We start from the raw sequence: 11,740 nt of genomic DNA, 5'->3' as shown, positions 1-11,740 counted from the left end.
GCATTTAGTGCGACAGCGCGACCAGTTCTTCCTGCGTCAGGCCTGTAAGGTGCGTAATCAAATCCAGTTCCAGACCGCGGGTGAGCATTTTTTGTGCGATATTACGTGCTACCTGCCGGCCGACCGCATCGTGCGGTGTCATGGGGAGTCGTTCCATGATCGGTCCGTTATTGTCGTGATGTTGCGACGACTCTGACACCGAAGCCAATGGCAGACCAGAGAGCAATTAATCGGTTTGCGAAGCGTCTTCCGCCGTTTTAAGTTTGTTTTCATAATCACGCATAACGATCTCCAGCGCGCGTAGCACCGTGCGCGCTGGTAGCTGATTCTCCTCAAGCAAAACAATCAAATCGACGGCCAATTTGACCTCGTCCGGGGCGTTTTCAAGGGACATACATTCTCCGGTGATTAGCGGGTTAAACGCGCCAGCACGTTTTCAATCCTTGCCAGCGCATGACGGCAGCGTGCCAGTCGTGCTTCGAACGCCTCGACTTCTCGGTGCAGCTTTTGCTGCTCCTCAAACCCCGAGGCCAGAGCCAATTGCTCTTTACGTTTACGTGTCATCTCAACCAGACGCCGTTCAAATTCCTGATGCTGAACGCGTTTACGTTGCCAGCGGGCAAGACCCGGTGAGGCGCTGTCCCACTCCCTCAGTGACCAGGTGGCGGATTCGCGTGAAATCGCTTCTAACTGTGAGGCGAGATGTTCCGCAAGCCAGGCAATTTGCGGCAATTGTTGCTGCTCAACGGCACGACGCAGGGCGGCAAGATTATCGCCAGCTTCATCCAGACAAGCCTGCAACAGCGTGCTGCGAGTACGAAAAAGATGACGATCGAAACGGGCGCTGAGCGTTGCGTGATGCGCCAGGGGGGCACATTGCTGGCGCAGGCTATTGAGTTGACTTTCGAGCTTCTGTAGTAGCATGACGGTTTTCACGACAACACTCCGATGAAAATGAGAACTGTTATGCTAAAGTAGCGATTCTCTGTGTTAAGTACTCATATTATGCAACGCATTATTCTAATCATCATTGGCTGGGTAGCGGTAGTGTTAGGCACGCTGGGCATTGTATTGCCACTGTTGCCTACCACGCCATTTATCCTGCTGGCCGCCTGGTGTTTTGCGCGTTCATCGCCTCGCTTTCACGCCTGGCTGCTTTATCGTTCGTGGTTTGGCGGTTATTTGCGCCACTGGCAAAAACACCGCGCGATGCCGCCGGGAGCCAAACCTCGCGCTATTTTGTTGATCGTGCTGACCTTTAGCGTTTCGTTGTGGTTCGTTAATATGTTGTGGGTTCGCGTGCTGCTGCTGGTGATTCTCACCTGTTTGCTGATTTTTATGTGGCGAATCCCGGTGGTTGATGAAAAGCAACAAAAGCACTGAAGCACAATAATCGCTGTTGCAATTGTCTCTCACAGCCAGTAAATTCAACCGTTTTCGAGCACAGGCGCAGGTGGTCAAAGGTTAAGCAAATGTAACCCTGGCCCTTAATATAGACACAAAATCATTCAAGATACGTCGAGGCGGCAACTGAATGAATCCCCGGAGCTTACATCAGTAAGTGACTGGGATGAATGAAGGCAGCCAACAAAGAGGTAGCTTGAAGGATGAAGTGTATAGTGCGCCGTGAAGTAATACTGTATTAATCAGGCACAAACTTATGACCGCGACTGCACAGCAGCTTGAGTTTCTCAAAAATAGCATCAAAAGCATCCACGACTACCCGAAGCCGGGCATTCTTTTCCGTGATGTCACCAGTTTGCTGGAAGACCCGAAAGCGTACGCGCTCAGCATCGAATTGCTGGTTGAACGTTACAAAAATGCCGGTATTACCAAAGTGGTCGGTACTGAAGCGCGTGGCTTCCTGTTTGGCGCACCGGTCGCGTTGGGCCTGGGCGTCGGGTTTGTTCCCGTGCGTAAACCGCGTAAGCTTCCGCGTGAAGTCATTGCTGAGAGCTACGAGCTGGAATACGGCACCGATCAGCTGGAAATCCATGTTGATGCCATCAAACCAGGCGATAAAGTTCTGGTCGTTGACGACCTGCTGGCAACCGGTGGCACGATTGAAGCGACCGTGAAGCTGATCCGTCGTCTGGGCGGCGAAGTGACCGATGCTGCTTTTATCATTAATCTGTTCGATCTGGGCGGCGAACAACGCCTGGAAAAACAGGGGCTGACTTGTTACAGCCTGGTCCCATTCCCGGGCCACTAAGTTCGGACTCTCTTTTTTGCCATTTTGGCTCCGGTCAGTGCTCAACATCCTCACGTACTGCGTGTACGTTCCGGTTTCTGCGCGCTGCCCGAAACCAAACTGGCTGTAACGATAGCGCCCGAATATAACGTGTCAACCTCGCCGTCGGTGCGAGGTTGTGTTAGCATTACCCCCTTGTGAATCCACCCTCCAGCCTTTCAGAGCCTGCCAATGAGTTATCAGGTCTTAGCCCGAAAATGGCGCCCACAAACCTTTGCTGACGTAGTCGGCCAGGAACATGTGCTGACGGCACTGGCGAACGGCTTGTCGTTAGGGCGTATTCATCATGCATATCTTTTTTCCGGCACTCGTGGCGTCGGAAAAACCTCTATCGCCCGTTTGTTGGCGAAGGGACTGAACTGTGAAACCGGCATCACGGCTACGCCTTGTGGTGTATGTGATAACTGCCGCGAAATCGAGCAGGGGCGTTTTGTCGATCTGATTGAGATCGATGCTGCGTCGCGAACCAAAGTTGAAGACACCCGCGATCTGCTGGATAACGTCCAGTATGCGCCAGCGCGTGGTCGCTTTAAGGTCTATCTGATCGACGAAGTGCACATGCTGTCGCGCCACAGTTTTAACGCTTTACTGAAAACGCTCGAAGAGCCGCCTGCGCACGTCAAATTCCTGCTGGCGACCACCGATCCGCAAAAACTGCCTGTGACTATCCTGTCACGTTGTTTGCAATTCCACCTTAAGGCGTTGGATGTTGAGCAGATTCGTCATCAGCTTGAACATATCCTCAATGAAGAGCATATCGTTCATGAGCCTCGTGCGCTGCAGTTGCTGGCCCGTGCAGCGGATGGCAGCCTGCGTGATGCGCTGAGTCTGACCGATCAGGCGATTGCCAGCGGCGATGGACAGGTCTCTACCCAGGCGGTGAGCACTATGCTCGGTACGCTGGATGACGATCAAGCGCTGTCGCTCGTTGAGGCGGTTGTTGCTGCGGATGGTGAGCGCGTCATGACGCTGCTGCATGATGCCGCCGCGCGCGGCATTGAATGGGAAGCGTTGTTGGTTGAGATGTCGGCCTTGCTGCATCGTATTGCGATGGTACAGCTTTCACCCGCCGCGCTTGGCAGTGATATGGCCGCAATTGAGCAGCGTTTACGCGAACTGGCGCGGACTGTACCACCGACCGATGTGCAGCTTTACTACCAGACGTTGTTAATTGGGCGCAAAGAATTACCGTATGCGCCAGACCGACGTATGGGGGTAGAAATGACGCTGCTGCGTGCACTGGCTTTTCATCCGCGCCAGCCGCTTCCGGAGCCTGAAGTACCGCGACAGTCGTTTGCTCCGGCCGCCCCCACCGCGGTGCTGACCCCGACCCAGGTCCCACCGCAACAGTCTGCACCGGTGCATCATGATGTGCCGTTATCTGACGCCACCAGCCAGGTACTGGCGGCACGTAGTCAGCTGCAGCGCGCTCAGGGAGCGACCAAACCAAAAAAGAGTGAACCGGCAGCCGCTTCCCGCGCGCGGCCGGTGAATAATGCTGCGCTGGAAAGACTGGCTTCGGTGTCTGAACGTGTTCAGGCTCGCCCTGCTGTCTCTGCGCTGGAAAACGCGCCGGCGAAAAAAGAAGCCTATCGCTGGAAAGCGACCAATCCAGTTGCAGAAGTCAAAGAAGTCGTCGCCACGCCGAAAGCGCTGAAAAAAGCGCTGGAACACGAAAAAACGCCAGAGCTGGCCGCAAAGCTTGCGGCTGAAGCCATTGAGCGCGATCCCTGGGCTGCGCAGGTGAGCCAGCTTTCGTTGCCCAAACTGGTGGAGCAGGTAGCGCTGAATGCCTGGAAAGAAGAAAATGGCAATGTGGTTTGCCTGCATCTGCGTTCTACGCAGCGCCATCTTAATTCCAGCGGCGCGCAGCAAAAACTGGCTGAAGCATTGAGTACCTTAACGGGGTCAACAGTTGAATTGACCATCGTTGAAGATGATAATCCTGCGGTGCGTACGCCGCTGGAATGGCGTCAGGCCATTTACGAAGAGAAACTCGCGCAGGCGCGTGAGTCGATTATTGCGGATAATAACATTCAGACGCTGCGCCGTTTTTTCGACGCGGACCTGGACGAAGAGAGTATTCGCCCCATTTGATCGTGAGCCTAATGGTTTGACGGTCGTCATCCCTTAACGTGATTGAGAGAGAAGCCTATGTTTGGTAAAGGCGGTCTGGGTAACCTGATGAAACAGGCCCAGCAGATGCAAGAAAAAATGCAGCAGATGCAAGAAGAAGTCGCCAAGCTGGAAGTCACCGGAGAATCTGGCGCAGGTCTGGTAAAAGTGACCATCAACGGTGCGCATAACTGCCGTCGCGTGGAAATCGATCCAAGCCTGCTGGAAGACGACAAAGAGATGCTGGAAGATCTGGTTGCTGCAGCATTCAACGATGCGGCACGTCGCATTGAAGAAACGCAGAAAGAGAAAATGGCCTCCGTTTCCTCCGGTATGCAGTTGCCACCTGGCTTTAAGATGCCGTTCTGATGCAAACCAGCCCGCTGTTAACTCAGCTGATGGAAGCATTGCGCTGTCTGCCGGGTGTTGGCCCGAAGTCGGCGCAGCGCATGGCGTTCACGCTCCTGCAGCGCGATCGCAGCGGCGGGATGCGTCTGGCGCAGGCGTTAACGAAAGCGATGTCGGAAATCGGCCACTGTGCCGATTGCCGCACCTTCACGGAGCAAGACGTCTGCAACATCTGTTCAAACCCGCGTCGCCAGGAAAATGGTCAGATTTGTGTGGTGGAGAGTCCGGCGGACATCTACGCCATTGAGCAAACCGGGCAGTTTTCCGGACGTTACTTTGTGCTGATGGGACACCTGTCGCCGCTGGATGGTATCGGGCCTGATGATATCGGGCTCGATCGTCTGGAGCAGCGACTGGCGTCTGAACACATCAACGAACTGATCCTGGCGACCAATCCCACGGTCGAAGGAGAGGCAACCGCCAACTATATTGCTGAGCTTTGTATGCAATATGGCGTTGAAGCCAGCCGTATCGCTCATGGCGTACCGGTAGGCGGCGAGCTGGAAATGGTCGACGGTACGACACTGTCGCACTCTCTGGCAGGACGACACAAGATTAAATTCTGAACAAACGGAGGCCGCGACGGCGGCTTCCGCTTGAAATCCTTCCCGCTTGTCCCCATTTCACCCTCAACGTGTTTTTACCATTAAAAATGGCATTGTTGAGGTAGATCTACATGAAAGGACAAGAAACTCGTGGTTTTCAGTCAGAAGTAAAACAGCTTCTGCACCTGATGATCCATTCTCTGTATTCCAATAAAGAAATCTTCCTGCGTGAGCTTATCTCTAACGCCTCGGATGCGGCAGACAAGCTGCGTTTCCGCGCCCTGTCTAATCCGGACCTGTATGAAGGTGATGGTGAGCTGCGTGTGCGTGTTTCCTTCGATAAAGATAAGCGTACGTTGACTATTGCGGATAACGGCGTGGGGATGAACCGTGATGACGTTATCGATCATCTGGGGACCATTGCGAAATCCGGTACCAAATCTTTCCTCGAATCCATGGGCTCCGATCAGGCAAAAGACAGCCAGTTGATCGGCCAGTTCGGGGTAGGCTTCTATTCCGCGTTTATTGTGGCGGATAAAGTCACTGTGCGTACCCGTGCTGCGGGTGATAAGCCTGAAAACGGTGTGTTCTGGGAATCTGCGGGCGAAGGTGAATACACCGTTGCCGACATTACCAAAGAAGACCGCGGTACCGAAATCACTCTGCACCTGCGTGAAGGGGAAGACGAGTTCCTGGATGACTGGCGCGTGCGTTCCATCATCAGCAAATATTCCGATCATATCGCGCTGCCGGTAGAGATTGAAAAACAGGAAGAAAAAGACGGTGAAACCGTTGTTTCCTGGGAGAAAATCAACAAGGCACAGGCGCTGTGGACGCGTAACAAGTCAGAAATCAAAGACGACGAATACAACGAATTCTACAAGCATATCGCGCATGACTTCACCGATCCGCTGACCTGGAGCCACAACCGTGTGGAAGGTAAGCAGGAATACACCAGCCTGCTGTACATTCCGTCACAGGCCCCGTGGGATATGTGGAACCGCGATCACAAGCATGGTCTGAAACTGTACGTTCAACGTGTATTCATCATGGATGACGCTGAGCAGTTCATGCCGAACTATCTGCGCTTTGTGCGCGGTCTGATAGATTCCAACGATCTGCCGCTGAACGTGTCTCGTGAGATCCTGCAGGACAGCACCGTCACCCGTAATCTGCGTAGCGCACTGACCAAACGTGTATTGCAGATGCTGGAAAAACTGGCAAAAGATGACGCTGAAAAATACCAGACCTTCTGGAAACAGTTTGGCCTGGTACTGAAAGAAGGGCCGGCGGAAGATCACGCTAACCAGGAAACCATCGCTAAGCTGATGCGCTTCGCGTCTACGCACACAGATTCTTCCGCACAGACCGTGTCGCTGGAAGACTATGTCTCACGGATGAAAGAAGGGCAGGAGAAGATCTACTACATTACTGCAGACAGCTATGCGGCGGCGAAGAGCAGCCCGCACCTCGAATTGCTGCGTAAGAAAGGTATCGAAGTCCTGCTGCTTTCTGACCGCATCGATGAGTGGATGATGAACTACCTGACTGAATTCGACGGTAAGGCGTTCCAGTCTGTCGCTAAAGCTGACGAGTCTATCGACAAGCTGGCAGACGAAGTTGATGAATCGGCAAAAGAAGCGGAAAAAGCGCTGACGCCGTTTGTTGAACGCGTGAAAACCCTGCTGGGCGACCGTGTGAAAGAAGTGCGTCTGACGCACCGTCTAACCGATACGCCAGCGATTGTCACCACTGACGCAGACGAAATGAGTACCCAGATGGCGAAGCTGTTTGCCGCTGCGGGCCAGGCTGTGCCGGAAGTGAAATATATCTTTGAACTGAACCCAGACCACGTGTTGGTAAAACGCACGGCGGATACTCAGGACGAAGCGCAGTTTAAAGAGTGGGTCGAATTGCTGCTGGATCAGGCGTTGTTTGCTGAGCGCGGTACGCTGGAAGACCCTAACCAGTTCATCCGTCGAATGAACCAGTTGCTGGTATCCTGATAGCGGTTGCGTTACGTGATGCCGGATGGCGTTAACGCTTATCCGGCCTACAAAATCTCGTATACCGTAGGCCGGATAAGGTGTTTACACCGCTATCCGGCATTTTCTCTTCTTATTTTCAATTTTCCCGCCGTTAACCGTTTCAGCGTCAGGCGTCTTTCTTGAGCCAATTGCGTGATGGTGGTATCGTTTAGCGCTTTTTAAAAAATATCGACAACCTTTAAGGGGATTTTCGTAATGCGTATCATTCTGCTTGGCGCTCCGGGCGCGGGTAAAGGAACTCAGGCTCAGTTCATCATGGAGAAATATGGTATTCCGCAAATCTCCACCGGTGATATGCTGCGTGCCGCCGTGAAATCTGGCTCCGAGCTGGGCAAACAAGCGAAAGACATCATGGACGCCGGCAAGCTGGTGACTGATGAGCTGGTGATCGCGCTGGTAAAAGAGCGTATTGCTCAGGAAGACTGCCGTAATGGTTTCCTGCTGGACGGCTTCCCGCGTACTATCCCGCAGGCTGATGCCATGAAAGAAGCGGGCATCAACGTGGACTACGTTCTGGAGTTTGACGTTCCGGATGAGCTGATCGTTGATCGTATCGTTGGTCGTCGCGTACACGCTGCTTCTGGCCGCGTTTACCACATCAAATTCAATCCGCCTAAGGTTGAAGGTAAAGACGACGTGACCGGCGAAGAGCTGACCACCCGTAAAGACGATCAGGAAGAGACCGTACGTAAGCGTCTGGTGGAATACCATCAGATGACTGCTCCGCTGATCGGCTACTATTCTAAAGAAGCGCAGGCGGGTAACACCAAATACGCGAAAGTTGACGGCACTCAGGCCGTGGCTGACGTTCGCGCAGCGCTGGAAAAAATCCTCGGTTAATTTTTTCGCGCTTAATGCCGGATGGCGGTGTATACACCGCCATCCGGCAAATTCTCGTCTTACCTCTCACAGCAATTAGTTCTTCTTCTCCGCTTTTCCGCTACAATTATCAACAATTTGAATCGATAAGAGGCGGTAATGCGTCAGACGAAAACCGGTATCCTGCTGGCTAATCTCGGCACTCCCGATGCCCCAACCCCTGAAGCTGTTAAACGTTACCTGCGCCAGTTTTTAAGCGATACCCGCGTAGTTGATACGTCCCGTCTACTGTGGTGGCCGTTGCTGCGTGGTGTGATCCTGCCGCTGCGTGCGCCGCGTGTGGCAAAGCTGTACCAGTCAATCTGGATGGAGGAGGGTTCTCCACTGATGGTTTACAGTCGTGCACAGCAGCAGGCACTGGCGGAGCGTTTACCCGATACGCCCGTCGCACTGGGAATGAGTTACGGTTCACCTTCGCTGGAAAGTGCGGTTGATGAATTGATGGCAAGCGGCGTTGACCACATTGTGGTGTTAACGCTGTACCCGCAATACTCCTGTTCGACGGTGGCGGCGGTGTGGGATGAACTCGCGCGCATCCTGGCGCGTAAGCGCGGTATTCCTGGGGTTTCCTTTATCCGTGATTACGCGGACGACAACAGCTATATTGATGCGCTGGCTAAAAGTGCCCGCGATTCGTTTGCACAGCACGGTGAACCCGATTTACTGCTGCTCTCCTACCACGGCATTCCGCAGCGCTACGCCGATGAAGGCGACGATTACCCGCAGCGCTGCCGTGATACCACTCGTGAACTGGTCTCTGCGCTTGGCCTGGCCCCGGAAAAAGTGATGATGACCTTTCAGTCACGCTTTGGCCGTGAGCCTTGGTTGACGCCATATACTGACGAAACGTTAAAAATGCTGGCGGAGAAAGGGACCGGACATATCCAGGTGATGTGTCCAGGCTTTGCGGCAGATTGCCTCGAAACACTGGAAGAGATTGCGGTGCAAAACCGGGAGATTTTCCTCGAGGCTGGCGGTAAGAAATATGAGTATATTCCGGCGCTGAATGCCGCGCCGGAGCATATTGAAATGATGGTAAAACTGACTGAAGCCTACCGCTAAAGCTGTTGCTTAAAGAAACGCGCGCCATCCTGCAGAGCCTTATCGGCGGTTTTCATCATCCGCGAATAATGCAGGAAGGCGTGCAACATGCCGGGGTACATTTGATACTGACAGGTCTGCTGATGCGCATGCAGCGTCTGGAAAAGTAACCGGCTGTCATCAATCAACGGATCGAACTCGGCGCTGGCGATAAAGCAGGGCGGCACGTCGTGCGTAAGATCGTTATTAAACAGGCAATAATACGGCGACTCACGATCGTCGACGCTACGCAGATAGGCATTTTCGTACATCTGCAGATCCTCACGTTCTAAACCATCCCACGCTCCGCCCATCAGTCGGCGGCTAAGCGAATCCTGCAGACCGTAAAGCCCGTACCACAACAGTACGCCAATGACCTTACCGCAGGGGATCTGTTTATCACGTAACCACAACGCACTGGCGAGTGCCAGCATGGCACCTGCGGAATCGCCGGCAAAACCAATATGTTTCACATTGAGAGAATAATCGTCGGCGTGGTGATGGAAATATTGGCAGGCGGCGACAATCTCTTCGATGGCCTGCGGGAAGCGCGCTTCTGGCGACAGTGAGTAGTCGATGCCAATGACTGTGCACTGCGTGTAGTGCGCCAGTAGACGCATAATGCGATCGTGCGTATCCAGATTACCGAGAATAAAGCCGCCGCCGTGTAAATAATAGAGCGTGGCCTGGCTGTGAGGCTGCGGTGAATAAATACGTGTGTTAACAGAGCCATAGCGGGTGGAAACCGCACACTCTTGGGTACTCATTTGCGGTGCATCAGCATTCCAGAATTGCCGTTCATGTATGTAGTACTTTCGTTGGGCCACGATATCATCGGCAGCGGGCCAGGGCGGCAGATCGTCGCGATGAAAATTCACCACAGCCTTCATTTCATCTGAAATTCTGTCGAGTACGGGGATCTTGTTATCCGGCTTCATAAAACGCTCCTTGTGGACGATGATTTATTGTAGAAACTGAGACCGGATAAACTGCGATCCCGCCGTCCGATATTGAAACTTAGCGCCGCATCGCATGCATATCAGGTAATGTGCTACCATGCATCGCTCAGTTAACCACCCATATAATCGACCATGAAATTTCCCGGTAAACGTAAATCCAAACACTATTTCCCCGTCAGCGCGCGCGATCCGTTGCTGCAACAAATTCAGCCTGAAAATGAGACCAGCGCGGCCTGGGTAGTCGGTATCGACCAAACGCTGGTGGATATTGAAGCCAAAGTGGATGATGATTTTGTAAAACGTTATGGATTAAGCGCCGGGCACTCTCTGGTGATTGAAGATGATGTTGCGGAAGCACTCTACCAGGAGCTGGTACGCGAAAACCTGATCACCCATCAGTTTGCAGGTGGCACCATCGGTAACACCATGCATAACTACTCCGTGCTGGCAGACGACCGCTCGGTGCTGTTGGGTGTGATGTGCAGCAATATCGAAATTGGTAGCTACGCGTATCGCTATTTATGCAACACCTCCAGCCGCACCGATTTGAACTATCTGCAGGGTGTAGATGGCCCGATTGGCCGCTGCTTTACACTGATTGGTGAATCCGGCGAGCGCACATTTGCCATCAGCCCCGGTCACATGAACCAGTTGCGTGCGGAGAGTATCCCTGAATCGGTGATTGCCGGGGCTTCCGCGCTGGTGCTGACCTCCTATCTGGTGCGCTGTAAGCCGGGCGAACCGATGCCTGAAGCGACCATGAAGGCGATTGAATTTGCCAAAAAGCACAACGTTCCGGTGGTACTGACATTGGGGACCAAATTCGTTATTGCGGATAACCCACAGTGGTGGCAGGAATTTCTGAAAGAGAATGTCTCTATTCTGGCGATGAACGAAGAAGAAGCTGAAGCGCTGACCGGTGAAAACGATCCGCTGCTGGCGTCAGATAAGGCACTGGATTGGGTAGATTTAGTCTTGTGTACTGCCGGTCCGGTGGGACTGTATATGGCCGGCTTTACTGAAGAAGAGGCGAAACGCAAAACTCAGCATCCGCTGCTGCCAGGCGCTATTGCTGAATTCAACCAGTACGAATTTAGCCGCGCAATGCGCCATAAAGATTGTACGAATCCGCTGCGTGTGTATTCACATATCGCACCATATATGGGCGGGCCTGAAAAAATCATGAACACCAACGGTGCTGGCGACGGTGCATTGGCTGCATTGCTGCATGATATTACCGCGAACAGCTATCACCGCGGCAATGTACCTAACTCCAGCAAACACAAATATACCTGGCTGACTTATTCATCTTTAGCCCAGGTGTGTAAATATGCTAATCGCGTGAGTTATCAGGTGCTGAACCAGCATTCACCGCGTCTGACGCGGGGGTTGCCGGAGCGTGAAGACAGTCTCGAAGAGTCGTACTGGGATCGCTGAGTTCTTGCCCGATAGCGC

Annotated in this window: 13 protein-coding genes and 1 other annotated feature; of the genes, 9 read left to right on the top strand and 4 right to left on the bottom strand. The window is 53.2% G+C overall.

The annotated features are described in order from the left end of the window. Window positions 1–4 precede the first annotated feature (4 nt). The 3 genes from NNO03_RS10400 to priC all read right to left on the bottom strand — a co-directional run bounded on the left by NNO03_RS10400 (window position 5) and on the right by priC (window position 936). Window positions 5–157, bottom strand: a complete 153-nt coding sequence (locus tag NNO03_RS10400) for a hypothetical protein (RefSeq protein ID WP_271449473.1) — start codon at window positions 155–157, stop codon at window positions 5–7. Window positions 158–226: 69 nt separating this feature from the next. Beyond that, window positions 227–394: a pleiotropic regulatory protein RsmS gene (gene rsmS, locus NNO03_RS10395; protein ID WP_096758034.1), complete on the bottom strand. Its 168-nt coding sequence runs from the start codon at window positions 392–394 to the stop codon at window positions 227–229. A 14-nt stretch (window positions 395–408) separates the two neighbouring features. Beyond that, window positions 409–936 (bottom strand): primosomal replication protein N'', encoded by a 528-nt coding sequence (gene priC / locus NNO03_RS10390; RefSeq protein ID WP_271449472.1) that lies wholly within the window; start codon window positions 934–936, stop codon window positions 409–411. Window positions 937–1,005: 69 nt separating this feature from the next. Between priC and NNO03_RS10385 the strand changes: the two genes are divergently transcribed. The 8 genes from NNO03_RS10385 (at window position 1,006) to hemH (ending at window position 9,308) form a co-directional block, all read left to right on the top strand. Beyond that, complete coding sequence (locus tag NNO03_RS10385) at window positions 1,006–1,383, top strand: DUF454 family protein (protein ID WP_271449471.1); 378 nt, start codon at window positions 1,006–1,008, stop codon at window positions 1,381–1,383. Window positions 1,384–1,660: 277 nt separating this feature from the next. Then, window positions 1,661–2,212, top strand: a complete 552-nt coding sequence (gene apt, locus NNO03_RS10380; RefSeq protein ID WP_006685676.1) for an adenine phosphoribosyltransferase — start codon at window positions 1,661–1,663, stop codon at window positions 2,210–2,212. A gap of 210 nt (window positions 2,213–2,422) precedes the next feature. After that, complete coding sequence (gene dnaX / locus NNO03_RS10375; protein WP_271449470.1) at window positions 2,423–4,348, top strand: DNA polymerase III subunit gamma/tau; 1,926 nt, start codon at window positions 2,423–2,425, stop codon at window positions 4,346–4,348. Beyond that, window positions 3,681–3,745 (top strand) — a sequence feature (DnaX frameshifting element). It overlaps the preceding gene by 65 nt. 57 nt (window positions 4,349–4,405) lie before the next feature. Further along, on the top strand, window positions 4,406–4,735 hold the full coding sequence (locus tag NNO03_RS10370) for a YbaB/EbfC family nucleoid-associated protein (RefSeq protein ID WP_003021764.1): 330 nt from the start codon (window positions 4,406–4,408) through the stop codon (window positions 4,733–4,735). After that, window positions 4,735–5,340 carry a recombination mediator RecR gene (recR, locus tag NNO03_RS10365; protein WP_079938353.1) on the top strand — a complete coding sequence of 202 codons (606 nt, stop codon included), beginning with the start codon at window positions 4,735–4,737 and terminating at the stop codon, window positions 5,338–5,340. Before NNO03_RS10370 ends, recR begins: the two co-directional genes overlap by 1 nt. 110 nt (window positions 5,341–5,450) lie before the next feature. Next, window positions 5,451–7,325 (top strand): molecular chaperone HtpG, encoded by a 1,875-nt coding sequence (htpG, locus tag NNO03_RS10360; RefSeq protein ID WP_271449469.1) that lies wholly within the window; start codon window positions 5,451–5,453, stop codon window positions 7,323–7,325. Between the two features lie 237 nt (window positions 7,326–7,562). Continuing rightward, window positions 7,563–8,207 (top strand): adenylate kinase, encoded by a 645-nt coding sequence (gene adk, locus NNO03_RS10355; protein ID WP_003021773.1) that lies wholly within the window; start codon window positions 7,563–7,565, stop codon window positions 8,205–8,207. A gap of 138 nt (window positions 8,208–8,345) precedes the next feature. Then, window positions 8,346–9,308, top strand: a complete 963-nt coding sequence (gene hemH / locus NNO03_RS10350) for a ferrochelatase (RefSeq protein WP_271449468.1) — start codon at window positions 8,346–8,348, stop codon at window positions 9,306–9,308. Here the strand turns inward: hemH and aes are convergent. Next, on the bottom strand, window positions 9,305–10,264 hold the full coding sequence (gene aes, locus NNO03_RS10345) for an acetyl esterase (RefSeq protein WP_271449467.1): 960 nt from the start codon (window positions 10,262–10,264) through the stop codon (window positions 9,305–9,307). The genes hemH and aes overlap by 4 nt on opposite strands. A 153-nt stretch (window positions 10,265–10,417) precedes the next feature. Between aes and gsk the strand changes: the two genes are divergently transcribed. Beyond that, window positions 10,418–11,722, top strand: a complete 1,305-nt coding sequence (gene gsk, locus NNO03_RS10340) for an inosine/guanosine kinase (RefSeq protein WP_137384601.1) — start codon at window positions 10,418–10,420, stop codon at window positions 11,720–11,722. The last annotated feature ends 18 nt before the right edge of the window (window positions 11,723–11,740 follow it).

The sequence above is a fragment of the Citrobacter sp. Igbk 16 genome, assembly GCF_028069755.1.
Lineage (GTDB): Bacteria > Pseudomonadota > Gammaproteobacteria > Enterobacterales > Enterobacteriaceae > Citrobacter.
This window is presented reverse-complemented; position numbering and strand designations above follow the sequence as displayed.